Origin of the sequence: Asanoa ferruginea (assembly GCF_003387075.1) — a bacterium.
Taxonomy (GTDB): Bacteria; Actinomycetota; Actinomycetes; order Mycobacteriales; family Micromonosporaceae; genus Asanoa; species Asanoa ferruginea.
Window position 1 is genome coordinate 869853 of sequence record NZ_QUMQ01000001.1, and the last position, 25563, is coordinate 895415.

At 72.0% G+C, this 25563-nt stretch carries 23 protein-coding genes and 1 tRNA gene; 14 read left to right on the forward strand and 10 right to left on the reverse strand.

Annotation, left to right across the window (positions count from 1 at the left end; all coding sequences use genetic code 11):
* Positions 1-30: 30 nt before the first annotated feature.
* Positions 31-648 carry a PadR family transcriptional regulator gene (locus DFJ67_RS04315; RefSeq protein WP_116066685.1) on the forward strand — a complete coding sequence of 206 codons (618 nt, stop codon included), beginning with the start codon at positions 31-33 and terminating at the stop codon, positions 646-648.
* Entirely contained in the window at positions 645-1808 is a 1164-nt protein-coding gene (locus tag DFJ67_RS04320; RefSeq protein ID WP_116066686.1) for an FAD-dependent oxidoreductase, read from the forward strand. Before DFJ67_RS04315 ends, DFJ67_RS04320 begins: the two co-directional genes overlap by 4 nt.
* On the opposite strand, the gene DFJ67_RS04325 is transcribed toward DFJ67_RS04320, so the two are convergent.
* The 4 genes from DFJ67_RS04325 to DFJ67_RS04340 are packed head-to-tail and all read right to left on the reverse strand — an operon-like array spanning position 1809 to position 4133.
* A complete protein-coding gene (locus DFJ67_RS04325; protein WP_116066687.1) occupies positions 1809-2213 on the reverse strand; it encodes a four-helix bundle copper-binding protein in 405 nt (134 codons plus the stop codon).
* 55 nt (positions 2214-2268) lie between these two features.
* The gene (locus DFJ67_RS04330; RefSeq protein WP_116066688.1) at positions 2269-2475 is read right to left on the reverse strand and encodes a hypothetical protein; all 207 of its coding nucleotides are present in this window, start codon (positions 2473-2475) and stop codon (positions 2269-2271) included.
* Positions 2476-2509: 34 nt separating this feature from the next.
* Positions 2510-3730 carry an RNA polymerase sigma factor gene (locus DFJ67_RS04335; RefSeq protein ID WP_116066689.1) on the reverse strand — a complete coding sequence of 407 codons (1221 nt, stop codon included), beginning with the start codon at positions 3728-3730 and terminating at the stop codon, positions 2510-2512.
* A gap of 25 nt (positions 3731-3755) precedes the next feature.
* Entirely contained in the window at positions 3756-4133 is a 378-nt protein-coding gene (locus tag DFJ67_RS04340) for a YciI family protein (protein WP_116066690.1), read from the reverse strand.
* A 138-nt stretch (positions 4134-4271) separates the two neighbouring features.
* On the opposite strand from DFJ67_RS04340, the gene DFJ67_RS04345 reads away from it, so the two are divergent.
* The 7 genes from DFJ67_RS04345 (at position 4272) to DFJ67_RS04375 (ending at position 14944) form a co-directional block, all read left to right on the forward strand.
* Positions 4272-5438: a sensor histidine kinase gene (locus DFJ67_RS04345; protein WP_116066691.1), complete on the forward strand. Its 1167-nt coding sequence runs from the start codon at positions 4272-4274 to the stop codon at positions 5436-5438.
* A complete protein-coding gene (locus DFJ67_RS04350) occupies positions 5431-6099 on the forward strand; it encodes a response regulator (RefSeq protein ID WP_116066692.1) in 669 nt (222 codons plus the stop codon). Before DFJ67_RS04345 ends, DFJ67_RS04350 begins: the two co-directional genes overlap by 8 nt.
* 59 nt (positions 6100-6158) lie before the next feature.
* Positions 6159-8222: an MMPL family transporter gene (locus DFJ67_RS04355; protein WP_116066693.1), complete on the forward strand. Its 2064-nt coding sequence runs from the start codon at positions 6159-6161 to the stop codon at positions 8220-8222.
* Between the two features lie 134 nt (positions 8223-8356).
* On the forward strand, positions 8357-9055 hold the full coding sequence (locus DFJ67_RS04360) for a hypothetical protein (protein WP_116066694.1): 699 nt from the start codon (positions 8357-8359) through the stop codon (positions 9053-9055).
* 58 nt (positions 9056-9113) lie between these two features.
* Positions 9114-11003 (forward strand): sensor histidine kinase, encoded by a 1890-nt coding sequence (locus tag DFJ67_RS04365; RefSeq protein WP_147315412.1) that lies wholly within the window; start codon positions 9114-9116, stop codon positions 11001-11003.
* The gene (locus tag DFJ67_RS04370) at positions 11000-11638 is read left to right on the forward strand and encodes a response regulator transcription factor (RefSeq protein ID WP_116066696.1); all 639 of its coding nucleotides are present in this window, start codon (positions 11000-11002) and stop codon (positions 11636-11638) included. Before DFJ67_RS04365 ends, DFJ67_RS04370 begins: the two co-directional genes overlap by 4 nt.
* Positions 11639-11776: 138 nt before the next feature.
* Positions 11777-14944: an AfsR/SARP family transcriptional regulator gene (locus tag DFJ67_RS04375; RefSeq protein ID WP_116066697.1), complete on the forward strand. Its 3168-nt coding sequence runs from the start codon at positions 11777-11779 to the stop codon at positions 14942-14944.
* 119 nt (positions 14945-15063) lie between these two features.
* Here the strand turns inward: DFJ67_RS04375 and DFJ67_RS04380 are convergent, their stop codons facing one another.
* Positions 15064-15825: an EAL domain-containing protein gene (locus DFJ67_RS04380; RefSeq protein ID WP_170215740.1), complete on the reverse strand. Its 762-nt coding sequence runs from the start codon at positions 15823-15825 to the stop codon at positions 15064-15066.
* A gap of 187 nt (positions 15826-16012) precedes the next feature.
* Complete coding sequence (locus tag DFJ67_RS04385; protein ID WP_116066699.1) at positions 16013-18769, reverse strand: ATP-binding protein; 2757 nt, start codon at positions 18767-18769, stop codon at positions 16013-16015.
* Between the two features lie 223 nt (positions 18770-18992).
* Here DFJ67_RS04385 and DFJ67_RS04390 point away from each other — a divergent pair, with 223 nt between their 5' ends.
* Complete coding sequence (locus DFJ67_RS04390) at positions 18993-19706, forward strand: YqjF family protein (RefSeq protein ID WP_203783013.1); 714 nt, start codon at positions 18993-18995, stop codon at positions 19704-19706.
* Here the strand turns inward: DFJ67_RS04390 and DFJ67_RS04395 are convergent.
* From DFJ67_RS04395 to speB, 3 genes are read right to left on the reverse strand one after another with little or no spacing between them, the layout of a single operon-like run.
* Positions 19690-20097 (reverse strand): VOC family protein, encoded by a 408-nt coding sequence (locus DFJ67_RS04395; RefSeq protein ID WP_116066700.1) that lies wholly within the window; start codon positions 20095-20097, stop codon positions 19690-19692. The two genes, DFJ67_RS04390 and DFJ67_RS04395, sit on opposite strands and share 17 nt — an antisense overlap.
* A 4-nt stretch (positions 20098-20101) precedes the next feature.
* The gene (locus DFJ67_RS04400; RefSeq protein ID WP_116066701.1) at positions 20102-21142 is read right to left on the reverse strand and encodes an MBL fold metallo-hydrolase; all 1041 of its coding nucleotides are present in this window, start codon (positions 21140-21142) and stop codon (positions 20102-20104) included.
* Positions 21143-21193: 51 nt separating this feature from the next.
* On the reverse strand, positions 21194-22204 hold the full coding sequence (gene speB, locus DFJ67_RS04405) for an agmatinase (RefSeq protein ID WP_116066702.1): 1011 nt from the start codon (positions 22202-22204) through the stop codon (positions 21194-21196).
* 164 nt (positions 22205-22368) lie between these two features.
* Here speB and DFJ67_RS04410 point away from each other — a divergent pair, with 164 nt between their 5' ends.
* Entirely contained in the window at positions 22369-22806 is a 438-nt protein-coding gene (locus DFJ67_RS04410; RefSeq protein ID WP_147315413.1) for a hypothetical protein, read from the forward strand.
* A 52-nt stretch (positions 22807-22858) separates the two neighbouring features.
* Positions 22859-23812, forward strand: a complete 954-nt coding sequence (locus DFJ67_RS04415; RefSeq protein WP_147315414.1) for a hypothetical protein — start codon at positions 22859-22861, stop codon at positions 23810-23812.
* On the opposite strand, the gene DFJ67_RS04420 is transcribed toward DFJ67_RS04415, so the two are convergent.
* The gene (locus DFJ67_RS04420; protein ID WP_409362880.1) at positions 23809-24618 is read right to left on the reverse strand and encodes an S-methyl-5'-thioadenosine phosphorylase; all 810 of its coding nucleotides are present in this window, start codon (positions 24616-24618) and stop codon (positions 23809-23811) included. The genes DFJ67_RS04415 and DFJ67_RS04420 overlap by 4 nt on opposite strands.
* Positions 24619-24794: 176 nt before the next feature.
* Here DFJ67_RS04420 and DFJ67_RS04425 point away from each other — a divergent pair, with 176 nt between their 5' ends.
* Positions 24795-25385, forward strand: coding sequence for a YqgE/AlgH family protein (locus DFJ67_RS04425; protein ID WP_239096934.1), 591 nt, complete (start codon positions 24795-24797; stop codon positions 25383-25385).
* A 74-nt stretch (positions 25386-25459) separates the two neighbouring features.
* Positions 25460-25532, forward strand: a tRNA-Ala gene (locus DFJ67_RS04430).
* Positions 25533-25563: the final 31 nt, after the last annotated feature.

A 25563-nucleotide genomic window follows, 5' to 3' on the forward strand; every position in this document is an offset into this window, starting at 1 on the left:
ATAGTTGGAGTCAACTAATGGAGGCGTGTCATGGCGGCGGCGAAGCGGAAGGTCGGCAACCTGCTGGGGTTGGCGGTGCTGTCCTACCTGACGATGGGTCCGAAGCACCCCTATGAGCTGTCCCGCACGTTGCGCGACAACGGCGACGACCGGAGCATCCGGTTCAACCACGGCTCGCTCTACATGGTGATCCAGCAGCTCGCCAAGGCCGGCTTCGTGGCCGAGCAGGAGACCAGCCGGGAAGGGCAACGCCCCGAGCGCACGGTGTACGCGATCACCGACGCCGGCCGCGCCGAGATGCACGACTGGCTGCGCGAGCTGGTCGGCGAGCCCGACCACGAATACCCGCACTTCGTCGCCGCGCTCTCGCTGATCGCCGCCATCCCGCCCGACGAGGCGGTCGCGCTCCTCCAGCAGCGGTCCGGTCGCCTGGCCGAGCAACGGGCCCAGACCCGCACCCTGGTCGACGGCGCGCTGGCCGGCGGCCTGCACCCGCTGTTCCTCGTCGAGGAGGAATACCGGATCAACCAGCTCGACGCCGAGCTCGCGTTCGTCGAGCACTTCATCGGTCAGATCACCGATCCGGAGACCGGCTGGGGTCCACAGTGGGCCGCGTTCCACTCCGGGCAGAGGGGGGACGAATCATGATCCGCACAGCTCTGGTCATCGGCGGCGGCGTCGCCGGCCCGGCGACCGCGATGGCCCTGCACAAGGCCGGCATCGACGCCACGGTCTACGAGGCGTCCACCGCACCCCGCGGCGGCGCGTTCCTGACCCTGGCACCCAACGGCGCCGACGCGCTGCGGGTGCTCGACGCCGACGGCGCGGCCCTGGCGAAGGCGTTCCCGTCGCCGGCCATCACCCTGCGCAGCACGACCGGCAAAGAGTTGGGCACGGTGCACACGCCGGGCGCCGAGAGCTTCACCCTCCGCCGCGCCGACCTCGACCAGGCACTGCGCGCCGAGACGACCGCCCGCGACATCCCGGTGCTGACCGGCAAGCGGCTGGTCACCTTTACCGAGACCGCGACCGGCGTACGCGCGGAGTTCGCCGACGGCACCACCGCCGAGGCCGACGTCCTGGTCGGCGCCGACGGCATCCACTCGGAGGTGCGGCGGGTGCTGGACCCGGCGGCGCCACCGCTGTCCTACGCCGGCCTGGTCGGCAACGGCGGCTTCGCCCCGCCAACCGGCGCGGTCTCCGCACCGCCCGGCCACTACGAGATGATCTTCGGACGACGGGCCTTCTTCGGGTACGTGGTCGCTCCCGGCGGCGAGGTCTGGTGGTTCGCCAACGTGCCCTACCCCCGCGAACCGGCCCGCGGCGAGTTGGCCGCGATCGACTGGCGCCCCCGCCTGATCGACCTCTTCGAGGGCGACGCCGGCCCGGCGATCGAGGTGATCAGCGCGACGCCCGAGTTCGTGCCGATGGACCCGATCCAGTCGGTGTCCGGGCTCCGCTCCTGGCACTCCCGCCGGGTGGTCCTGGTCGGCGACGCCGCACACGCGCCGACGCCAACCTCGGGCCAGGGCGCCTCACTGTCCATCGAGGACGGCCTGGTGCTGGCCAAGTGCCTGCGCGATCACGCGGACCCGGCGGATGCGTTCGCCCGCTACGAGTCGGCCCGCCGCCCCAGGGTCGAGCGCATCATCAAGGCTGCGGCCCGCAACAACAGCAGCAAGGCCGCGGGCCCGGTAGGTCGGGTCATCCGCGACGCGGTCATGCCAACGGTGCTCAAGCTGGCCAGCACCAGCAACGCCCAACGCAAGGTCTTCGACTACCACATCGACTGGGCGGCAACGGCCTAGCTACACCATCGTGGCCAGGAGGTCGCGGCAGGACTGCTCGCAGCTTCGGCAGGCCTCGGCGCAGATGCGGCAGTGTTCGTGCTTCGCGGCGTGGCGCTCACATTCCGCGGCGCAGACCGCGCACGCGGTGGCGCAGGCCTCCAGCATCGCCCGGCCGATCGCCGCGTCGTAGCCGGTCCAGCGGGTCAGCACCCGCGCCGCCGAGGCGCAGACGTCGGCGCAGTCGAGGTTGGTGCGGATGCACATGGTCAGTTCGGCGACGTCGGGCTCGCCGAGACATGCCTCGGCACACGCCGTGCATGCCTCGGCGCAGTCATCCAGGGCGTCGATCGTGGCTGCGAGCTTTCCCCGATCCAGTTCGATCGGATTCGGGTAGTTCTCCAACATCGGCAGCGTGGCGGTCATATCCCCTCCTCGGCCGGGTTTGCGGTCGCTCCCCGCATTCCCGCGAACGCCACACCTATGCTCCCGAGCGCCGCCCGAACGCGGCGACCATGGCCACGACCAGGCCGGCGACCCCGACCAGGATCCCGGCGGCCGCCAGGCCGGCCACCAGCGCCAGCGTGACGCCGCCGACGAGCGCCACCGCCAGCGCGAGCCCGACGGCCACCCACTGGGCGCGGGTGAGCGCGACGGCGCCGGGGCGCAACGAATATCGCGGCTTCATGGCCGTCGATATGCCCGCACGCGGCGGGCGGCAATCACCGGGTCGCCGCGGCCGCCCGCTCCATCAGCAGGGTGCGTTCCTGACGGGTGGGTGCCAGGCCGGCGGCGCGTTCGAGTTCGTCGGCGGCCTCGGCCTGCCGGCCCAGTCTCATGAGCAGGTCGCCGCGGATCGCGCCGAACAGGTGGTAGCGGCCCAGCCTTGGGTCGTCGCGCAGCTCGTCGACCGCATCGAGGGCGGCCTGCGGACCATCCACATGCAACACCGCGACCACCCGGTTGAGCCGGACCACCGGCGACGGGGCGAGGTGGGTCAGCGCGTCGTAGAGGGCGAGGATCGCCGGCCAGTCGGTGTCTGCGAAGCGTGGCGCCCGCGCGTGACAGGCGGCGATCGCGGCCTGCACCGTGTAGGGGCCGAGCGGCTTGCGCAGGCCCCGCGCCCGGGACAGGGCGCCGAGTCCGTGTGCGATCAGGGTGCGGTCCCAGCGCCCGCGGTCCTGGTCTTCGAGCAGCACCGGCTGCCCGTCGCGCCCGATCCGGGCGGCGAATCTCGACGCCTGGAGTTCCATCAGGGCCACCAGGCCGAAGACCTCCGGCTCGGTGGGCATCAGGCCGGCCAGCATCCGGCCGAGGCGCATGGCGCGCTCGGCCAGGTCGCGGCGGATCCAGCGGTCGCCGGAGGTGGCCGAATAGCCCTCCGTGAAGATCAGGTAGACGACCTCCAGGACGGCGTTGAGCCGGGCCGGTAAGGCATCGGGGTCGGGCATCGCGAACGGCACCTCGGCCTCGGTCAGCGTGCGTTTGGCCCGGGAGATCCGTTGCCCCATGGTGGCCGGCGGCACCAGGAACGCGTGGGCGATCTCCTCCGTGCTCAGCCCGCCGACCAGCCGGAGGGTCAGCGCCGCCCGCGACTCCTGGGACAGCACCGGGTGGCAGGCGACAAACACGAGCGACAGGAGTTCGCTGTCGGTGCCGGTGCCGCCCTCGTCGTCGTCGGCCACGGCCAGCAGGGCGTATTTCTCGTCGCGTACCCTCTCGCGCCTGATCATGTCGATCGCCCTGCGCCGGGCCGTGGTCAGCAGCCAGCCGGCCGGCTCGGCGGGGACACCCTCGCGCGGCCACTGCTCCAGCGCCGCGAGATAGGCGTCCTGCGCGAAGTCCTCGGCCAGCCCCACGTCGTGCACCAGCCGAGTGAGGGCGGCGACCAAGCGGGCGGAGTGCATCCGCCACACCGCTTCCACGGTCCGCCGCGCGTCCATCGCCGCTCCCTCCCCGATCGGGTGCTCAGCCGCCCAGCAGGGCCTGCAGGTCGGCCTCTTCCCAGTAGGGCCGGATCTCCAGCAGCCCGCGCCCGACCTTCGGGTCGACCGGGCACTGCCGGGCCCACTCGACCGCTTCTTCCATCGAGCCGACCTGCCAGATCCAGTATCCGGCGATGATCTCCTTGGCCTCGGTGAACGGCCCGTCGACCACCGACGTGGTGCCGCCCTCGAGGACCACCTGCTTGGCCTCGACGCTCGGCCGCAAGCCGGCGGCGTCGAGCAGGATCCCGGCCTTCGAGAGCTTGTCGTTGTATTCGCCCATGGGCGCCAGCATCTCTACGTTGCCCGCGACGATGTCCTCGTCGGTGCCGACCACCTTGATCACTACCAGGACCTTCATGGCCTGTCCTCCTCGTGTCGTCCTTCTGCTACCCGTGGGTCGAACGGGCGCACGCCGGTTTCGACATCGTCCCCAAGAAAATCCGTCTCCCTCCTGGGAGGGAGGCGGCGGGCGGTCGGCGCGTCGGATACTGCCAGCGTGCGGAAGCTGTCGGAGCTCAGGCGCCGGGCCACTGAGGCGGCCTACGCGCTTCCGCCGCTGGTGGTCGACGCGATCATCGCGCTGCTCTGCTATCTGGCGACGATCGCCTCGCCGGTGGTCGACGCCGAAGACAGCACCAGCATGTATCTCTTCGCCGCGTTCAGCTCGCTGCCGCTGGTCTGGCGGCGGCGCTGGCCAGTGCCGGTCACCTTCATCACCGGCATCGCCACCGCGGTGCTCGCGGTCAACGACCTGATCAAAGAGGTGCCCTACGGGCAGCTCGTCGCCACCTACACCTTCGCCGCGCTGGGCAGCCAGCTCTGGCGGTTTGTCGGCATCGCCGGCACCATCGCCGGGCTGAGCGTCTCGCTCACGCCGAAGAGCAACCCGCTGCCGGTGGCCGCCACGCTGATCCTGTTCGGTGCCGCCTACGGCCTCGGCGCCATCGCCCGCTCGCGCCGCGACCTCATCGCCACCCTGGAGGCCCGGGCGCAGCAACTCGCCGCCGACTACGCCGAGGCGGCCTCGCGCGAGCGGCAACGGATCGCCCGCGACATGCACGACACGCTCGCCCACTCGGTCAGCCTGATGGTGGTGCAGGCCGAGGCCGGGCCCGTGGTGGTGCGCCGCGATCCGGCCGCCGCCGAGCGGGCCTTCGACGCGATCGCCGATGCCGGCCGCGACGCGCTCACCCAGCTCCGGCGCACCCTCGGCGTGCTGCGTTCCGAGCCGGCCTCGCGCGCGCCGCAGCCCGGCCTCGACGCGATCGGGCCGCTGGTCGAGCAGGCGCGTGCCGCGGGCCTGGTGGTCAGCTTCGCCGAAGCCGGTGATCGGCGGTCCGTTCCGGCCGACACCGCGGTCGCCGCCTATCGGGTGGTGCAGGAGGCACTGACCAATGTGGTACGTCACGCCCGCGCCGCTCAGGTCGAGGTGCGGCTCGACTGGAACGGGTCGGCGCTGGTGCTGGAGGTGCGCGACGACGGGCGTGGGCCACGCCGCCGGCCGCCGACCCCAGGCGGGCACGGCCTGATCGGCATGCGTGAGCGGGTCACCGCGTGCGGCGGCACGTTGCGCACCGGCGCCGCCACCGACGGCCCCGGATTTGTCGTGCACGCTACGCTCCCCCTCGTGGAGTCGGTGGTTCCCGTGCAGCCGCGTGGTTGACCAGATCCGCGTCCTCGTGGCCGACGACCAGGAGCTGGTCCGGGGCGGGTTCGCGCTGATCCTCGACGCCCAACCCGACATCACGGTGGTCGGTGAGGCCGCCGACGGTGCCGAGGCGATCGCCGCCGCCGAGCGGCTGCGTCCTGACGTGGTGCTGATGGACGTGCGGATGCCCAACGTCGACGGCATCGCGGCCACCGCCCAAATCTGCGCCGCCTCCGCGACCCGGGTGCTCGTGCTGACCACCTTCGACCTCGACGAATACGTCTACGACGCGTTGCGGGCCGGCGCCAGCGGCTTCCTGCTCAAGGACATGCGCCGGGACGACCTGGTCAACGCCGTTCGCGTGGTGGCCGGCGGCGAGGCGCTGCTGGCGCCGACGGTGACCCGCCGGCTGATCGCCGACGTGGTCGCCCGGGCACCGCAGAATCCCGCGATGCCGAAAAACCTCACCACCCTCACCGCCCGGGAGACCGAGACGCTGAAGGCGGTGGCGCGCGGCCTGTCCAACGCGGAGATCGCCGCCGAGCTGTTCGTCACCGAGCACACCGTCAAGACCCACGTCAGCAACCTGCTCACCAAGCTCGACCTGCGCGACCGGGTGCAGGCGGTAGTCCTCGCGTACGAGACCGGACTGGTCGTTCCTCGCTCCGGCGAGTGAGCCGGAGTCCACTCCGGACGGCGATCCGCCGCAGGCCGAAAATGCGTTGGATCGATGGCATGACAACCTCACTGGCACGTTTCTCCGTACGCCGCCCGGTCATCGTTCTGCTGATCTGGCTGGCCGTCGTCGGCGCCGGCTTCACCGTCGGGGTCGGCGTCTTCGAACGGCTCGTCGGCGATGTCGGCGTGGTGCCCGGCAGCGAGTCGGACCGGGCCAGCGACCTCGGCGAGACGCTCGCGCCGGAACCCGAGCGGATCACCGCGGTCGTCAGCGGCATCGACGCCGCCGACCCGGCCGTCACCGCCGCGATCGACCGGGTCAGCGCCGACGTCCGGGCGATGCCCGGGGTGGCCGACGTGAGCCCGCCGGTGCCCGCGCCGGAGACCGGCCGCGCCGTGTTGTTCACCGTCACGATGGACCTCGCCGACGGCGCCGACGAGGTCGCCGGGCAGGCGGCCGAACGCATCCGCGCCGGCACCGGCCTGGCCGGCGGCACGGTCACGGTGTCCGGCGGGTCGCTCAGCGAAGACGAGTTCAGCGAGCAGGCGGCCCGCGACGTGGCCCGCGCCGAGATCTTCAGCACGCCGATCATGTTGCTGCTGCTGCTGATCGTCTTCGGCGGCCTGCTCGCCGCGGGACTGCCGCTGATCATCGCGGTGGTCGGCGTCGGCGGCACCTTCGGCCTGCTCTTCGCGTTCAGCCAGGTCACCGACGTGTCCGTCTACTCGATCCAGATCGTCACGATGCTCGCGGTCGGCCTGGCCGTCGACTACGCCCTGCTGATCGTCTACCGGTTCCGCGAGGAGCGGGCCATCGACCCGGAGGTGGGCGCCGCCGTGCTCCGGACAGCCGGCACCGCCGGCCGTACCGTGCTGTTCTCCGGCCTGACCGTCGCGGTCGCGCTGGCCGGGCTGACCGTCTTCCCGGACCCGTTCCTGCGCTCGATGGGCATCGCTGGCACCGCGGTCGTCCTGCTCGACATGCTGGCCGCGCTGACGCTGCTGCCCGCGCTGCTAGCGCTCTTCGGCAAGCGGATCAAGGCCCGCGCGCCGCGGCCGGCCAGTGCCGGCGTGTTCGCCCGGCTGGCCCGGATCGTGCAGCGCCGGCCGCTGGTGACCGCACTGACCGTGCTGGCCGCGATGCTGTTCATCGCGATCCCGGTGCTCGACATGCGGCTGGCGGCGGGTGACGCCCGACTGCTGCCCGCGACCACCCAGACCCGCGCCCTCTACGACGAGTTGGCCGTCCATTTCCCCGACGAGGTCCGACCCGACGAGGTCTCGGCCATCGTGCCGGACGCGGCGACGGCCACGATGTTGCGGGATCAGATCCAGACCATGCCAGGGGTACGCGAGGTCGAGGTCTCCGCGCTCGGCAACCTGACCCTGGTCCAGGCCGATGTCGACCAGCCCCAGCAGGACGCGGTCGCCCAGGCCGTGCGCGACCTGCCGGGCGACAAGCTGGCCGGCGGCGACGCGGCCCGGTTGATCGACTACCGGGGCATGCTGGCCGAGCGGCTCCCCTGGGCGATCGCGCTGGTCGCGCTCGGCACGCTGGTCCTGCTGTTCCTGTTCACCGGCTCGATCGTGTTGCCCATCAAGGCCGTGCTGACCAACCTGCTCAGCATCGGTGCCGCGCTCGGTGCCGTCGTCTGGGTCTTCCAGCAGGGCCACCTCGGTCTCGCGCCGCTGGACGGCACCAACCTGACCGTCCCGGTCCTCGTCGCGGCCATCGCGTTCGGCCTGTCCGTCGACTACGAGGTGTTCCTGCTGTCCCGGATGCGGGAGCGCTGGCTGGCCGGCGCCCGGCCGGAGGTCGCGGTGGCCGAGGGACTCCAGCTCACCGGCCGGATCGTCACGGCGGCGGCGCTGCTGCTGGCGGTCGTCTTCGCGGGCTTCGTGGCCGGCGGCTTCGTGCCGATCCGCTCGATCGGCCTGGGCCTCGTGCTGGCCGTGCTGCTCGACGCGACGATCGTCCGGATGCTGCTGGTGCCGGCGACCATGACCCTGCTGGGCCGCTACAACTGGTGGGCGCCGGCCTGGCTGGCCCGCATCCACGCTCGGATCGGCCTGACCGAAACCGAGAACGCACCCGCGCCGGAGCTGGTCTCGGTCCGCTGAGGGAGCCGGGGGTGCCCGCCAACGGGGGCGGGCACCCCCGCATTTCCCGGGTGTCCCGGGACCGGTGACTCTGCCGCCCGGGTCACGGTGCGGCGGACGCTGCTGTCCACACCTCCGAAGGAAGGGACACCATCGTGGACACCCGAGCCCTCTCCCGCTTCACCGGCGCCGCTTGCCTGGTGCTCGCGCCGCTGGCGCTGGTCGCCGGCACGCTGACCGAGCCGCACTTCGACGAGGACGCGCCGGCCGCCAGCCAGCTCGCCGACGTGGCCACGCACGCCATCCCGGCCGCGCCGGCGCGTACCCTCGTCTGGCTGTTGATCCTGCTCATGCCCCTCACCGTGCTCTACGCGGCCAGGATGGCCCGGCGTGGCGCTCCCCGGCTCGCGGCCGTCGGCGGCGCGCTGTCGTTCCTGGCCTGGTCGGCCGGGATCGCCAGCATCGGTGGGGTCGAGGCCGCCTACTGGTTCGGCTCCCGGATGGAAGACCGGGACACCGTCGCCGCGCTGCTCGACGCCGTCACCGGTGACGCCGTCTACAACACCCTGCTCATGGTCTTCGTGCTCGGCCACCTCGTCGGCATGCTGGTGCTCGGCATCGGGCTCTGGCGGTCGCGCGCGGTGCCGGCCTGGGTCGGCATCCTCTTCGGCGCCAGCCCGTTCCTGCACGCGGTCGCGATGGGCATCGGGCCGGCGGTCGACGCGATCGCCTACGGGCTGCTCTCCATCGCCACGGTCGCCTGCGCCGTCATCCTGGCCCGCACGCCCGACGCGGAATGGGACCTGCCGGCGCGGATCGCCGCGAAGCCGGTCCCCGAACGTGTGGCGGCTTGAGATGACCGCCGGTCGGGCCGATTCCGCGGCCCGGCCGGCGGCCGCACAATCAGGAATCATGCGTAACGCGGCGATCCGGCTCGGCGTCGCGGTGGCGGTGGCCGCCGCGATCGCCGGCGTGCTGCTGGCCATCCGCGGCCAGGTCTCCGGGCTCGACGCGTGGCTGACCGCGAGCGCGGCGGCCTACCTGCCGGTCGCCGTGGTCGGCGCGGCGATGGCCCGCCGCGAGCCGGCCAACCCGGTCGGCTGGATCTTCCTCGTCTCCGGCGTCACCCTGCCGCTGGCCAACCTGCTGCACCTGATCGGCGGCATCGCCCTCGAGCTGGTGTCCGGTGGGCTGACGGTGCTCGCCGTTCCGCTGGCCGCGCTGTTCGGGGTGCTGCTGTTCCCCGACGGCCGGCTGGGCTCCGGCCGGCGGCGCGCGCTCGCCTGGGCGTACGCCATCGCCCTGGTGTTGCTCCTGATCTATGGGTTGTGTTCGCCGACCCTGATCGACCAGCCCGACGTGCCCAACCCGCTCTCGCTGGGCGGCTGGGTTTCCGCGCTCCTGGTCGTGGTCCTGTTGCTCGGGCCGATGATCGCGCTCGCCGCATGGTCGTTGCTGCGCAAGGCGCGCGCCGCGGGCGGCGACCGAGGCGCGGCGATGCGGCTCGCGGCCTACGCCGGTTTCGGTTGCGCGGCAACGTTCTTCGCGTGCCTCGCCGTCGGCATGACCTCCGGCGACACCGCCCAGATCTCGGTGCTGGAGAACACCGGGCCGGTCGTGCTCGGCGTCGCGGCCTGGGTCGGGATCGTGCGCTACGGGCTGTTCGACACCCGGGTCGTGGTCAGCCGGACGCTGGTCTACGGCGCGCTGACCGCGGTCGTGCTCGCGGTCTACGCCGGAGCGGCCCTCGCGGTCGGCCAGATCGCCGGCGGCGCGATCGCGGCGCTCGCCGCCCTCCCGCTACGCGACGTGCTGCAAAGACAGGTCAACCGGCTGGTGTACGGCCTGCGCGACGAACCGGCCGCCGCCCTGGCCCGGCTCGGTGAACGGCTCGACGCGGCCGGCGCGCCCGACGAAGCACTCGCCGCCGCCGCCGGCACCGTCGCCGACGCCCTTCGTCTGTCCTATGTGGAAGTCGAGGTCGCCGGCTCGGTGGTGGCCACCCACGGCCGGCGCGGCCCGGAGCCGGTCCGCGAACTCCCGCTGCCGTTCGCGGGCGAGACGATCGGGCGGCTGGTGCTGCAGAGCCGGCACGCCGACTTCACCCTCGCCGACGAGGCACTGCTGGCCAACCTGAGCCGGCAGGTGGCCGTCGTCGCACACGCGGTGACCCTGGCCGCCGAGTTGCGGCACTCGCGCGAGCGGCTGGTCACCGCGCGCGAGGAGGAACGCCGCCGGCTGCGCCGCGACCTGCACGACGGCCTCGGCCCGACGCTGGCCGGCATCGCCCTCGGCATCGACACCGTTCGGCGGGCGCTGCCGGCCGGCGCTCAAGCCGACGCCGACCGGCTCGATCTGCTCCGCGGCGAAGCCCAGCGGGCCGTCGCCGACATCCGCCGGATCGTCTACGACCTGCGCCCGCCGGTGCTCGACGAGCTCGGCCTGGCCGGGGCGGTCCGTGAGCAGGCGCTCCGGCTCGGCTGTGCCGACGTCGAGGTCGCCGACCTGCCGCCCCTGCCCGCGGCGGTCGAGGTGGCCGCCTACCGGATCGCGCTGGAGGCGCTGGCCAACGCCAGCCGGCACGCACCCGGCGCCCCGGTCACGGTGACCGTGTCGTCGGCCGGCCGCCTGGTGTTGCGGATCGCCGACGCCGGCGGCGGCATCCCCGACGGCTATCGCGCCGGGGTGGGCATCGCGTCGATGCGCGAGCGGGCGGCCGAGGTGGGCGGCTCGTTCGTGATCGGCCCGGGCCCGTCCGGCGGCACGCTGGTGGTCGCCGACCTACCGCTGACGGCGCCATGACCGTCCGGGTTGTGGTCGCCGACGACCACCCGCTGTTCCGCGAGGGCCTGCGCGCCCTGATCCAGGACGCGCCGGGCGTGACCCTGGTCGGCGTGGCCGGCGACGGCGACGAGGCGGTCGAGGTCACCCTGGCCGAACGCCCCGACGTGGTGGTGATGGACCTGCGGATGCCTGGCCGCAGCGGCGTCGAGGCCACCCGGCACATCCTGCGCACCGCCCCCTCGGTGGCCATCCTGGTGGTGACGATGGTCGACGAAGACGACTCGGTCTTCGCGGCGATGCGGGCGGGCGCCCGCGGCTACGTGCTCAAGGGCGCCGACCCGGCCGAGATCCTCCGCGCGATCCAGGTGGTCGCCAACGGCGAGGCCATCTTCGGCCCCGCGATCGCGGCCCGGCTGACCCGCTTTTTCGCCACCGGCGCCGCGGCTCCGGCCGCGGTCCCGTTCCCGGAGTTGACCACCCGCGAACGCGAGATCCTGACGCTGATGGCCACCGGCGCCGCCAACGCGACGATCGCCGCCCGGCTCGGCCTGACCGAGAAGACGGTCCGCAACAACGTCTCCAACGTCTTCGCGAAGCTCCGGGTGGCCGACCGCGCGGCGGCGGTGGCCCGGGCCCGGGACGCCGGGCTTTAGGTCACTCCACCGCCGCCGACCGCAGCGAGCGATCGGCTCGCTGCCCCCCGTCACGTCACAGCGTGGCGCATACCGCCTACCGGATCGCTTACCACCCGGACTTCCCCACCGTGGTGGGCAGCTATACAGTCGGTCGGCGTGGAGTTCCGCCTGCTCGGTCCGGTCGAAGTCGTCGATGGCGACACCACCCTCGGGATCGGTCGCCGGCAGGAACGCTGCGTCCTCGCCATCCTGCTGCTCGAGCCGGGCCAACTCGTGCCCGTGGGCCGACTGGTCGAGCTGCTCTGGTCGGGCGAGCCGCCGCGCGGGGCGCGGGCCGTCCTACAGACCTACATCTCCCGGCTGCGCGCGCTGCTCGGCGACGGCGCCCGGATCGAGCTGCACAACGGCGCCTACCGCATCCAGGTCGACCCGCGGTCGGTCGACGCCCACCGGTTCAGCGACCTGGTCGCCCGGGCCCGGGAGACCACCGACCCGCTCTCGCGTGGAGACCTGCTCCGCCGGGCGGTGGCCCTCTGGCAGGGTCCGGCCCTCGACGGCATCGGCCCCGGCCGCGAGCGGCTCGGCGCCCGCCTCGAAGAGGCCCGCAAGACCGCCCTCGACCTGCGCATCGTCGCCGACCTCGAGGCCGGCCGGCACGCCGAGCTGATCGGCGAGCTGACCGACCTGTCCGCCGGCGCGCCCCTCGACGAGCGGTTGACCGCCCACCTGATGACGGCGCTGTTCCGCGACGGCCGGCGGGCCGAGGCGCTCGACGTCTACACCAGGGCCCGCGACCGGATCCGCGACGACCTCGGCCTCGACCCCGGCGAGTCACTCCGGCACCTGCACACCGCGATCCTCCGCGACGACCCGGCTCTGCGGCCCGCTGCGGCTGCCCGGCTCTCCCAACTGCCGGCCGCCGTGCCGGATTTCGTCGGCCGCGCCGCGCTGCTCGACCAGCTCGACACGCTCGTCGGCGACGGCCGCACGACGGTGGTCGTCTCCGCGATCGACGGCGCCGGTGGGGTCGGCAAGACCGCGCTCGCCGTCCGCTGGGCGCATCGGGTCGCCGACCGGTTCCCCGACGGGCAGCTGTTCGTCAACCTCCGCGGCTATGAGACCGTCCCGCCGGTGCGCCCGGTCGACGCGCTGGCCCGCTTCCTGCGCGCCCTCGGCCTTCCCGGTGACCGCATCCCCACCGACCTCGACGAAGCCGGCGCCCTCTACCGCAGCGAGCTCGCCGGCCGCCGGGTGCTGATCGTGCTCGACAACGCGGCGACCGCCGAACAGGTCCGCCCGCTGCTGCCCGGCTCACCCTCCTGCGTCGTCGTGGTGACCAGCCGGGCCCAGCTCGGCGGCCTCACCGCCAGCCACGGCGCCCGAAGGCTGACCGTCGACCTGCTCACCGAGCCGGAGGCGGTGCTGCTGCTGCGCACCATCATCGGTGGGTCCCGGGTCGACGCCGAGCCCGACGCCGCCGTGGCCCTGGTGCGCGCCTGCGGCCTGCTGCCGCTCGCCGTGCGGATCGCGGCCGCGCAGCTCGACGCCTCACCGACGGCCACCCTCGACGGCTATGTCCGCGCGCTCGATCAGGGCCCGCTCGACCGGTTGGCGATCGAGGGCGACGAGCTTTCCGGGGTACGGGCCGCCTTCCGCGCTTCCTACGTCCGGCTGTCTCTTGTGGAACGCGACCTGTTCCGCGTGCTGGGTGCCGTGCCGGGCACCGACGTCTCCGCGGCCGGCGCCGCCGCGCTGGCCGGCTCGCCTGTCGATGCCGCCCTGGCGGGCCTGGTGGCCGCCCACCTGGTCACCGTGCCCCGGCCGGGGCGGTTCGGGCTGCATGACCTGCTCCGCGCGTACGCCCGTGAGTTGACCGACCCAGCCGAAGCGAAAGCGGCGGTCGGTCGCCTGCACGCCTACTACCTGGCAACCGCTGACGCCGCCGGCCGGCTGCTCTACCCGCACATGGTCCGCCTACCCCTCGCCGATCTGCCCAAGGTCGACGAGTTCGCCGCCAACCCCGCGGCGCTGGCCTGGCTCGACGCCGAACATCGCAACCTGCTCGCCGCGATCGGGCACGCCGCGACAGCCGGCCCGGCTCGCGGTTCGTGGGAGCTGACCGACGCGCTGCGCGGCTATTTCTGGCAGACCAGCCACACCGTCGACTGGCTCGCCGCGGTCAACGCCAGCCTCGACGCCGCCGAGCGCGAAGGAGACCTGCGGGCGCAGGCGGCGATGCACACCAGCATCGCGCTGGCACAGCAGAGCCAGGGCCATCTGGCGGAGGCGGCGGCCGAGTTCGACACGGCGGCCGACCTGAGCGACCGCGCCGGCTGGTCGCACGGCCAGGCCGCGGCATCCGGCAACCTCGGCGTGGTGCTGAAGAACATGGGCGACTTCGCCGGGGCGGCCCGGCGCAGTGAGCGGGCCCTGGAACTGCACCGCGCCAACGGTTTCCGGCCGGGCGAGGCCAGCACCCTGATCACCCTCGGCGGGCTCTACCACGATCTCGGCGAGCTGCGCCGGGCCGCCGACTACTGCGTGACCGCGCTGGCGATGCACGAGGAGATCGGCTCCCGGGTCGGCCAGATGATCGCGCTCAACAACCTCGCCGCGGTGGAACACCTGCTCGGCGAACCGACCGCCGCCGACCGTTTCCGGGCCGCGATGGAGTTGCAGTCCGACGTCGGCAAGGCCTACTCGCAGGCCCACCTGCTGGGCGGTCTCGCGACCGTGCAGCGCGACCGCGGCGAGCTCACGCTGGCCCTGGCCAACGCGGAGGCCGCGCTGGACAAGGCCCGCGAGGCGGCCGACCCGATGGTCGAGGGCGACATCCTCTCGGTGCTCGCCACCGTCCACCACTGGCTGGGCCGTCCCGACCAGGCCGTCGACGAACACCGTCAGGGCCTGGCCCTGCTGGGCGCCGGCAGCGAGTATGTCCGCACCCGCGCCAACGTCGGTCTGGCGGCCGCCCTGCGTGACACCGGCGACCTGACCCAGGCGGCCACGGTCGCGGCCGCCGCGCTGGCCGACGCGCGCCGGGCGGGCCACCGCATCCCGGCCGGCAACGCCTATCTCCTGCTCGGGAGCATCCACCTACAGACCGGCGACATCGACCGCGCTGTCGAATGTGGACAGCAGGCACTGGTCACCCACCGGGCGACCGGCCACCGGCTGGGCGAGGCCCGGGTTCTTCGTCTGCTTGGCGACATCGCCCGCGCCAACGGCCTCGGCACGATCGCCCGCGAGCAATGGCACGCGTCGCTGGCGCTGCTGTCCGAGGTCGGCAGCGGTGAGGTCGCCGACGTACTCAAGAGAAGCTAGTGCGGGTGAGTCCCTGGGCTTGATGGTGGTGACCCCGACGCCACCGGTGCGGAGAATGTCGCGTCCGTAAGCCGAGCGGATCGTCTTCATGCCTACCTCCGGGAGTCGATGCTTGCGGTTCATGCCGTGAGAATGGTGCTGGTCAGTTCGGCGAGCGTCAGCGGCGGCGCGAGGTGGTAACCCTGCACATAGCACACGCCGAGGCGGGTGAGCGCGGCCAACTGTTCGGCGGTCTCGACGCCTTCGGCCGTCACGTGCAGGCGCAGGCCGTGTGCCATCTCGGTGAGCAGCTTGACGATGGCGTGGTCGCGCGGGTTGGTCAGCATGCCTGAGACGAACTCCTTGTCTATCTTGATGCCGTGCACCGCCAGCCGGGACAGGCAACGCAGGTCGGTCGAACCGGTGCCCATGTCGTCGAGAGCGACACCGACGCCGCGCTCGACCAGGCCCTTGAGGTGCTTCTCCGCGTGCGTCAGCGTGTTGAGGTCGGCGCATTCGGACAGTTCCAGCCGCAGCCGGTGTGCCGCCAGGCCCGTCCGCTCCAGCGCGGTGGTGACCGGCTCGGTGAAGTCGGTCGCCAGCGTCGGCGCGGAAAGGTTGACGTTGACGTGATCCGGCGCCGCCGGGCCCAGGTCGGCCAGGTCCTGGCAGGCGCGGTGCAGGACCCAGCGGTCCAGCAACGGCAGTTGCCCGTCGCGGTCGGCCTTGTGCAGGAACCGGTCGGGGGTCAGCAGGCCGAGTGTCGGGTGCTGCCACCGCACCAGGGCCTCCACGGCCACGACCGCGCCATCAGTGGCGCGCACGATGGGCTGGTAGAACAGCCGCAACTCGTCGTGGGCGATGGCCTGGGCGATGGTGTGGTCGGCTGGGGGGCTGGTCAACACCGGGAAGGCTCCTTGGGCTCGGCTGTCGTGCTTGCCCACCCACTGTCGTTTCGCGCCGCCGGCTTCAGGCCCGTCGTCAACCCGGGTCGCCGGGCCCCGGGGTCGGGTCACGCGTGCACGGGGATCGGGCCGAGGAGCCCCGCACGTGTGCCCGGGTGTCCGTTTCCGGGGAAACCAGCAAGCGTCAGACGGCGGCCATGTGCGCTTCGAGCGGAGTGTCGCGGAGTTCGCGGCGTGAGCTGATGGCGAGCTTCGCGAAGACCTTCCGCAAATGCCATTCGACCGTACGAGGGCTGATGAACAGCTCCGCGCCGATCTCCTGGTTGGTCTGCCCGTCCCGGGCCAGCGACGCGATCAGCGACTCCTGAGGCGTGAGATCGAGCGCGGTGTCCGGGGTGCGCTTGCGCACGGTCTCGCCGGTCGCCAGCAGTTCGTTGCGGGCCCGCTCGGCGAAGGCCGCCGCACCCATGTGCGAGAGCAGGTCGTGCGCCCGCCTCAGCTGGTCGCGGGCATCTGCTCGGCGGTCGTTGCGGCGCAGCCACTCCCCGTACGCCAGGTGCGCGCGGGCCAGGTGCGCCTGCATCCCGCTGTCCCGCAGCCGGTCGATCGACGTGCGGTAGAGATCGTCGGCGTCCGGGCCGCGGCTCAGCAACGCCCGGGCGCGTGCCTCGGTGCCCAGCGCCCAGGACGTTCCGCTCGCCTGGGACCGCTCGGTGAGCGCCGCCAGCGCTTCCGCCCCGACGTCCCACTGCTCCAGCCGCGCCGCCGCCTCCACCAGTTCGGCCTGCACCCACGACCTGGCGACCAGTTGGTCTCCGCCGCTGACCCGCTGTGCGGCGGCCAGCGCCTCGGGATAGCGGCCCAGCCCGTTGTTGAGCACGGCCGAGGCGTACTCCGTCAGCACCAACGCACTGCCTTCACCACGCGGGAACGCGTCCTGGATGCCGACCTCGGTGAGCTTGCCGGTGGCTGGCTGGTCACCGCGCCAAGCCGCCAACATGGTCGGCGTATAGGGCGGCGGCACCACGTGGATGGCGGCGTTGAGAGCGGCCGCCTCTTCGGTCAACGCGGCGGCGGTGGCGAAGTCCCCGGCCTGGACGTAGTAGCTCGCGAGATAGTCCAGCGCCATCGGCAGCAGGCTCAACGTTCCCGTTTCGCGGGCGCCGCGCACGTGCCGACCCAGCAGGTCGAGCCAGGCCGACCCTTCCCACAGTTCCATCGCCACCAGCGACGACGTCAAGCAGATCAAGGTGACGCCGTCCCGGGCCCGGTTGGCGGCCAGCGCTCGCCGCAGTGTCGGTGCCGCGGCCGCGTACCCCTGGGTGAACTGCGCCGACAGGCCGTCGAGAAGAAGTTCCACCAGGTCTTGCGAGCCCGGGTCGGAAGGCAACGACCGAGCCGCTTCGGCGACGGTACGCATCCCCTCGTCGGGCTCCAGTCGGCCGGCACCGGCGAACATCGCCGCCAGCAACGCTTCCAGGTAGGTCTCCCGGGCCATCGGGAGGTCGAGCGGGGTCAGCCGGCGAGCCGCATCGAGCAGCAGCGCCGGTGCGTCGGTGCCCCGGCTACGGGCGAAAACCAGTTCCGCGTGCAGGCGTTCCAGCCGCGCCAGTTGCAGGCCCTTCAGATCAGCCATCTCCGCGGTGGCGAGCAGTTCCTCCGCCGCGTCGGGGGCGCCCGCGACCATGGCCTGCTGCGCGGCCGCCAGGGCCCGTTGCCCGCGGCGGGTCAGATCGGGCGTGAGTTCGGTGGCCCGGCGTAGAAAGATCGCCGCGGCCGCCACCCCGCCGCGGGACCGCGCCCGGTTGGCGGACCGCTCCAGTTCCGCGGCCAGCGCTTCGTCGGGCGCGGTCGCCGCGGCCGCCAGATGCCACACCCGCCGATCGGGGTCGGTGTGCCGATCGGTCACCTCGGCCAGCGCGCGGTGCGCTCGTTGCACGTCGGCGCGGCTGGCGGACTGATGGACTGCCGACCGCACGAGTGGGTGGGCGAACCGGATCCGGGTATCCAGACTGACCAACCCGCTGGCTTCCGCGGGCACGGCGACGTCTTCGTCGAGACCCAACAGCGCCGCGGCCCGCCACAGCACCGTCGGATCGCCAACGGGTTCGGTCGCGGCCAGCAACAGGAATTGCTGTGTCGGTGTCGGCAGTGCGCGGATCCGCCGCTCGTAGCTCTGCTCGATTTGACCGGACCTGCTCTCGCGCTTCGGAAGGCCGTTCCAGGCGCCGAGTTCCATCGAGGTGAGGTCAGCCGGCAGCTCCAGAATGGCCAGTGGATTCCCCCGCGCCTCGGCGAGGATCCGGTCCCGCACCCGCTCATCGCGCAGTCCAGGAGCCGCCGATGCCAGCAGCGCACGCGCGTCCGGGTCGTCGAGCCCGGTCACCACGAGTTCCGGCAGCCCAACCAGCTCGTCGTCGTCGCTGGGGTCGCGCTCGCCGAAGACCAGGGCGACCGGGTCGGCGCCGAGCCGCCGCGCCACGAAGGCCAGTGCCTGCGCCGAGGGAAGGTCGAGCCAGTGGAAGTCGTCGACGATGCAGACCAGCGGCTGGCTGCTCGCCGTCTCCGAGAGCAGGGTCAGCGCCGCCAACCCGACCAGGAACCGATCCGGGGCCGTGCCGGTGCTTTCGATGAGCCCGAACGCGACACAGAGCGCGTCACGTTGCGGATCGGGAAGACTGTCCAGTTGGTGGAGCATCGACACGCAGAGCTGATGCAGGCCCGCATAGGGAAGCTTCATCTCGGACTCGACGCCGGTAACCCGAATCATCCGCGCACCGTCGGCGTTGTCGCCCAGATAGTCGAGGAGGGCGGTCTTGCCCTCACCGGCCTCGCCGCGCAACACCAACACCGCGTGCTCACCGGCGTTAACGTCTGCCAGGACCTGATCGAGCACCGCACACTCGGCCGCCCGACCGAAAAGTCCGTGTTCCGGATCCATCACTTTGAGGGTAATCCGCGCGCATCAGGCGCGGACGCTGCACGGCTTCTTCAGATCAAAGACGGCATTCATCAGATGATCCCGGGCGGGCAGGCACTCCAGATGATCTGGTCAACCCCCGGCATGCCAGTCACTTTCGCGCCGCCCTCGCCGGGATCGAGCTCGACCCGGCGGCGAGATCGGGCGACTGCGCCAGGAACGGTGATCCCGCTACGGTGGACCGGTGAGCGAATCGCCGGTCGTTGAGCGTCCGGTCATGTTTCAGGCCTGGCGGGATCTGACCTTCCTGCACTGGCGCTACCCCGCGCCGGCCGTGCAGGCGTTGCTGCCGGCCGGGCTCACCGTCGAGACGCATGACGGCGACGCCTGGGTCGGGCTCATTCCGTTTGTGATGGCGGGGGTCCGCGCGCCCTACGTGCCCGCGCTGCCCTGGCTGTCGCGCTTCCCCGAGACCAACGTCCGCACCTACGTACGCGGGCCCGACGGGCGTTCCGGGATCTGGTTCTTCTCGCTCGATGCCGACCGCCTGGCGCCCGTGGTCGTGGCGCGCACGACCTACATGCTTCCCTACCACTGGTCGCGCATGTCGGTGGGCATCGACGGCCCGGTGCACAGCTATCGCAGCCACCGGCATGCCGACCGTGACCAACGCTGCGACGCCACCGTCGAGGTCGGGCAGCCGATCGACGAGCCCGCCGCGCTAGACCTGTTCCTCACCGCGCGGTTTCGCCTCTACAGCGTTCGGCGCGGCACGTTGGTGGCCGCCGACGCCCAGCATGGTCCCTGGCCACTGCGGCACGGCACGCTGAAGAGCCTCGATCAGAGCCTGGTCGAAGCGGCCGGGCTGCCCACGCCGGTCGGTGAGCCGCTCGTGCACACCTCCGCCGGCGTGCTGGTGCGGGTCAGCGGCTGGCGGCAGGTCACGGACGGTTCGTGATCTGCTGCACCGTCCACGAGTTGCCGTCGGGGTCGTCGAAGAAGACGAAGCCGTTGTTGTTGAGGTCGTCGCCCTCCTCGCGCGGACGCGGACCGTTCGCGCCGTACACGGTGATCTCGCCGACCTCGACCCCGCGGGCGACCAGCTCGGCGCGGGCCGCCTCCAGGTCGTTGACGACCAGCTGCACGCCCTTGAGCGAGCCGGGAGCCATCCCGTTCTGCACGCCGAGCACGACCGAGCAACCCGAGCCCGGCGGGGTGAGTTGCACGATCCGGAAGCCGGCGCCGGCCGTGTCGTGGTCGACCGCGAAGCCGAGTTGCTCGGCGTAGAACTGCTTGGCCCGATCCACATCGGAGACCGGGACGGTGACGACTTCGAGAGTCCAGTTCATCGGCTCAGGCTAGCCGCCAGCGGTCGACCTCGCCGTCCATCCTGGCCACCGCGCCGAGCCGGGCGAGGTGCGCCAGGTGGGCGTAGGTCTCGCCGACCGCGGACCGCCGGATCATGCCCTGCACCTGCGGCCAGGGGCGCGACCAGGTGAGTTGAGCGGCCAGCTCCCAGGTGGTCGACTCCGGCGCGGCGGCCAGCAGGGTGGTCACCTCGGCCAACCGGGCGGCGTGGTGCTCGTGCAACGCGGTCACCCGATCGGGTAGCCCGGCGAACCGGTATTCGTGCGCCGGCAGCACCTCGTCGACCGGCAGCGAACCGGTGCGGGTCAGCGACTCCAGGAAATCGCCAAGGGGATCCGTGCTCTGTCCGGGGTGGAGGGTGATGTTGGGGCTGATCCGGGGCAGCACGTGATCGCCGGCGAGCAGCAGTCGCTGCCCCTCGTCGAGAAAGCACAGATGCCCGGCGGTGTGTCCCGGCGTCCACACAGCACGGACCGAGCCGGGGCCCAGCGGGAGGTCGCCGTCGTCGATCAGCCGGTCGGGCTCTGCCAGGGCGCGCATGCCACGGGAGTCGGCGACCATCACGACCGTCTCGGTCACGTCGTCGGCGCTACCGCCGCGGGCGCGTACCCACGTGCTGAGGCCCTCGACCCAGGCGCGCCGGTCACCGCCGCCGCGGCCCTTGACCGCCGCGGCGTCGAGCGGGTGCATGCCGACCCACGCACCGGACGCCTCGCGCACCGTGCCAGCCAGGCCGAGATGGTCGGCGTGCCAGTGGGTGATCAGCACCGCCCGCACGTCGGTGATCGCGTATCCACACTCACCCAGGCCGTCGACCAGCGCGGTCCAGGCGTCGTCGGTGGGCCAGCCGGCGTCGACCAGCGCCACCCCATCGGGCAGCGCCAGCGCGTAGACCAGCACGTAGCGCAGCGGGCTGCCGGCCATCGGCACCGGGATCGACCAGAGGCCCGGTCGCACCTGCTCCACCGGCGGCAGCACTTTCTGCTGCCACGCGGCCCGTTGGGCGGTGCCGGTGACCTCGACCATGCACCGATCAGACCGCGTGCGGACGGTTAGGACAATCGCCGGTGACCAATTTCATTCGGTACGTCGCCCGTCGAGCAACGGTCGCGCCGGGTCCCAGACGCCGCCGCCGCGGCGGAACGCGATCGCCGACAGTGCCTCCAGCACGACCCGGTTGGCCAGGAACGCGGTCACCTCGGCCTGGTCGTAGGGCGGCGACACCTCGACCACGTCGACGCCGACGACCGGCAGTTCCAGGCAGACCCGGCGGACCGCGTCGAGCAGTTCACGGGAGGTCAGACCGCCGGGCTCGGGCGTGCCGGTGCCCGGCGCCATGCCCGGGTCGACCACGTCGATGTCGACCGACAGGAAGACACCGTCACACCCGTCGACCGCGATCGCGAACGCCTCGGTCAGGCAGACGTCCAGGCCGCGGGCGACGACCTCGCTCATCTCGTACGCCCGCATGCCCTGCGTCGCCATCCAGTCGAGCGTCTGCGGACCTGGCCAGTAACCGCGCAGCCCGATCTGGAGGAACCGATCGCCGCGCGCCGCGCCCGACTCGATCAGCCGGCGCATCGGCTGGCCGTGGCCGAGCAGCGAGCCGAACTCGCTGTTGCCGGTGTCGGCGTGTGCGTCGAAGTGCACCACCGAGACCCGGCCGAAGCCCTTCACGCGGGCGACGCCGGTGACGTCGGGCAGCGTGATCGTGTGGTCGCCGCCGAGCACGACGGGGATCGCACCGGCGCCGGCGATGGTCGCCACGGCCGCCTCGATCACCCGGACGCTCTTCTCGATGTCGCCCGAGAAGCACTCGACGTCGCCGGCGTCGTACACCCTGATGTCCTTGAGCCCATCGGTCCGCAACGCGAGTGCCGGTCGCGAGCCGTCGTGCGGCAGATAGCAGGCCTTGCGCATCGCTGACGGGCCGAACCGGGTGCCCGGCCGGTGCGAGGTGCCGCCGTCGAACGGCGCGCCCAGGATCACCACGTCGGCATCGGCCCAGGTCGCACGATCATCAAGATCACACGGGGGTACGCCGAGGAAGGTGATGTCGGGCCCATACATCGCGCCGTAGCGACTCATGGATAGCCACGCTAGCGGGTCCGGCGGTGCGGATGGGCCACAAGATCGCGGTGGTACGAACGGGTTCCGCCGTTCCCCTTTACAGCGCGGTGTGAGCGCCGTCACCATCGGTGCAGAGGTCGTATGAGACCAGGAGGTGTGCGGTGGGCGGCACACAACCGATAGTGACCGATGCGGTTTCGCTCCAGGTGGCTCGGCGGCACCGGGCGGCGTTGCTGCGTGACATCCAGATGTTCGAGCAGGCGATCGCGTCGCCGATCGGCGAGCCGGGCTGGCGCGAGCGGGTGAGCACCCGCCTGCACACGCTGCGGGCGGCGTTCGCGGAGCACATCGTGGTGACCGAGGGCGACGACGGGCTCTACGCCGAACTGCTCGAGCACGCGCCGCGGCTGACCCACCGGGTCAAGCTGCTGATCCGCGAGCACGCCGCGATCGCCGTCGCGATGTCGTCGCTGCAGCGGCGGGCCGACCTGGCCGGATCCCGGTCGGGCGACCTGCGCGCGTGCGGCGGGGAGGTGTTGCGGGCGTTGTCCCGCCACCGACAACGCGGGGCCGATCTGGTCTACGACGCGTACGAGACCGACATTGGTGGAGAAACCTGACCTGATCGGGTGATCTCCGGAACCCGTCGGCCCGCGTAACCGTCTGACCACCATGAGTCTTCTGCGGGCGGGTCGTCTCGCCGCCGTTGTCGGTGCTGTTGTCGTCGTGGCGCTGTCGGCGTGCGCCTCGCCCGGCGGGGCCGGCGACGGCGGCGGGCTCGAGCCGCCCGAAACCGACCACCAGGCGGTCGAGCAGTGGGCGACCGAGGTGGCCAACGCCTGGTCTCCGACCGGCGACGCGTGGCAGCGGGGGTACGTGCCGTTGCAGCAACCGACCGCCGTCGACGGCACGCTGGTCGAGGAGGAGAAGCGGGCGCTCGCGGCCGGGTGGTGGGAGTCGACGGCCACGCTGCCGACCACCCGCCCGGCGGCGGGCACCGTGCTCTTCCGCGACGGCACGCTGAAGCTTCCGTTGCTGAGCGCCGCGGAGGCGTACCAAAAAATGGATCAAGGTGATCCGCCGCCCTGCACCGAGCCGAGCGTGCCGCCGGTGCCCGACCCGTCCGGCGGCCCCGACAGTTCGGTGTCCAGCGCGGCCGGCGGCGACTGCGTCGGCCTGACCACGTCGGCGGCGTCGCTGACCACCATGGAGTTGCGCACCAGCCGCGGCGTGGCGACCGTGCCGGCCTGGCGGTTCGAGATCTCCGGCAACCGCGCGGTGCTCCTGGCCGCCGTGGCCGACCCGGCACCGGTCCCATCACCGGCGGCCACCCCGGCCAACCGCGCCGTGCCACCCGACATGGTCAGCACCCAGGGCGTGACCAGCGTCGAGGGATTCACGCTGCGCTACCGGCTCGGCGTCGGCGCCTGCGACCGCGACATCACCCCGATCGTCGTCGAACGCCCCACCGTGGTCGTCGTCGCCGGCGCGGTCACCCACGACAGCGGCGCCTGCACCGACCAACTATTGATCGAGCCGGTGAGCGTCACCTTGACCGAGCCGCTCGGCGACCGGCCGGTGCTCGACGGCCTCAACGGCACGGTTTTGCCGGTGGGCGTGTCCTAGTTTTCGGGGAGCTCGATCGGGAGTTTGAGGCCGTCGAGGGCGTGGCCGCACGGGCAGTCACGGTCGAGCGGGATGGTCGCGAGCGCGTCCATCAGCACGCCGCGCAGCTTCGCCGTGTTCTCCCCGAAGACCCGGAAGACCTCTTCCTGCGTCACACCGTGGTCGCCCTCCACACCGGCGTCGAGGTCGGTGACCAGCGCGATCGTGGAGTAGCAGAGGGCGAGTTCGCGGGCCAGGACGGCTTCCGGGTAGCCGGTCATGTTGACCACGGCGCCGCCGATGCTGGTGAACCACCGCGACTCGGCGCGGGTGGAGAAGCGGGGCCCTTCGACGACGACCATGGTGCCTGTGCGTACGGCTTCGATGTGGTGCTTGTTTGTTGCTTTTGCGATCGTTTCGCGGCCGACCGGGCAGTAGGGGTCGGCGAACGACACGTGCACCGCGCCCTCGTCGTAGTAGGTCTGCACACGGCCGTTGGTGCGGTCGATCAACTGGTCGGGGATCACGAACGTGCCCGGGCCGAGTTCGGGACGCAGGCCACCGACGGCGCAGGGTGCCAGGATCTGGCGTACGCCGAGCGCTCTCAAAGCCCACAGGTTGGCGCGGTAAGGGATGCGGTGCGGCGGAAAACGGTGGTCGCGGCCGTGCCGGGGCAGGAATGCCACGGTCCGATCGCCGACACTGGCCACGGTGATCGGGTCCGACGGCTTCCCATAAGGGGTCTCGACATCGTGCTCGACGGCGTTGTCGAGGAGCGCGTACAAACCCGAACCGCCGATAACCGCAAGCTCCGGACGTGCTGTCACTTTCATCCCTCTCGCCGAGGCTGTCAGCCTTAACCATGGCCGTAGGTCAGGCTAGGGTGCGAGTCATGGCAACGACGGCCCGGACGCGGTGTTGCGCGTGGACGGTCACATTTGGTGTCCTAGTCCCGTGCGGCCGTGCGTTGTCGGCGTCCTCCGGCGGGTTCAGGGGGTAGCGCGTGCACGGCGAAGGTCAGGCGATCGGGGGACGATCGATGGAGTCGATGACCGGTCGACTCCTCGTGGCCACGCCGGCACTCAAAGACCCCAACTTCGACCGCACGGTCGTGATGCTGGTCGCCCACGAGCCCGGCGGCGCCCTGGGCGTCGTCCTCAACCGGGCGACCGAGGTGCCGGTCTCCGACGTGCTCGGCACCTGGGGCACGCTGGCTCGCGACCCGGCAGTGCTCTTCGAGGGCGGCCCGGTCCAGCCCGAGTCAGCGATCTGCCTGGCCCGCATGCGCGCCCAGCGCCCGCGGATGCGCGGCTTCCATCCGGTTTCGGGATCGATCGGCACCCTTGATCTCTCCATCGACCCCGACGCGCTGCGCGAGAAGCTCACCTGCATCCGGGTCTTCGCGGGCTACTCGGGCTGGTCGCCCGGCCAACTCGAGGAAGAGATCGCCAGCGGGTCGTGGTTCGTCTTCGACGCCCTACCGGGTGACGCCTTCGTCGACCGCCCCGACGACCTGTGGCCGATGGTCCTGCGCCGCCAGGGCGGCATCCTGTCGGCGGTCGCCCACTTCCCGGCTGATGTGGCCCTCAACTGACCCACCCTGCAAGATGACCCCGGGGTGGGGCATGTGTAATATTGCGCGAGTGCCCGGGACACCGGGTGCGATTTGGGGCCGTGGCGCAGCTGGTAGCGCACCACACTGGCAGTGTGGGGGTCAGGGGTTCGAGTCCCCTCGGCTCCACAAATGGCTGGCTAGATGCTGTCCGCAAAGA

Excerpts from the sequence above, each read along its gene's own strand:
- DFJ67_RS04330 (WP_116066688.1), bottom strand. The coding sequence starts at position 2,475 with ATGAAGCCGCGATATTCGTTGCGCCCCGGCGCCGTCGCGCTCACCCGC.
- DFJ67_RS04320 (WP_116066686.1), top strand. The coding sequence starts at position 645 with ATGATCCGCACAGCTCTGGTCATCGGCGGCGGCGTCGCCGGCCCGGCG.
- DFJ67_RS04400 (WP_116066701.1), bottom strand. The coding sequence starts at position 21,142 with ATGGTCGAGGTCACCGGCACCGCCCAACGGGCCGCGTGGCAGCAGAAA.
- DFJ67_RS04395 (WP_116066700.1), bottom strand. The coding sequence starts at position 20,097 with ATGAACTGGACTCTCGAAGTCGTCACCGTCCCGGTCTCCGATGTGGAT.
- DFJ67_RS04385 (WP_116066699.1), bottom strand. The coding sequence starts at position 18,769 with ATGGATCCGGAACACGGACTTTTCGGTCGGGCGGCCGAGTGTGCGGTG.
- DFJ67_RS04355 (WP_116066693.1), top strand. The coding sequence starts at position 6,159 with ATGACAACCTCACTGGCACGTTTCTCCGTACGCCGCCCGGTCATCGTT.
- DFJ67_RS04370 (WP_116066696.1), top strand. The coding sequence starts at position 11,000 with ATGACCGTCCGGGTTGTGGTCGCCGACGACCACCCGCTGTTCCGCGAG.
- DFJ67_RS04365 (WP_147315412.1), top strand. The coding sequence starts at position 9,114 with ATGCGTAACGCGGCGATCCGGCTCGGCGTCGCGGTGGCGGTGGCCGCC.
- DFJ67_RS04325 (WP_116066687.1), bottom strand. The coding sequence starts at position 2,213 with ATGACCGCCACGCTGCCGATGTTGGAGAACTACCCGAATCCGATCGAA.
- DFJ67_RS04315 (WP_116066685.1), top strand. The coding sequence starts at position 31 with ATGGCGGCGGCGAAGCGGAAGGTCGGCAACCTGCTGGGGTTGGCGGTG.
- DFJ67_RS04340 (WP_116066690.1), bottom strand. The coding sequence starts at position 4,133 with ATGAAGGTCCTGGTAGTGATCAAGGTGGTCGGCACCGACGAGGACATC.
- speB (WP_116066702.1), bottom strand. The coding sequence starts at position 22,204 with ATGAGTCGCTACGGCGCGATGTATGGGCCCGACATCACCTTCCTCGGC.
- DFJ67_RS04335 (WP_116066689.1), bottom strand. The coding sequence starts at position 3,730 with ATGGACGCGCGGCGGACCGTGGAAGCGGTGTGGCGGATGCACTCCGCC.
- DFJ67_RS04415 (WP_147315414.1), top strand. The coding sequence starts at position 22,859 with ATGAGTCTTCTGCGGGCGGGTCGTCTCGCCGCCGTTGTCGGTGCTGTT.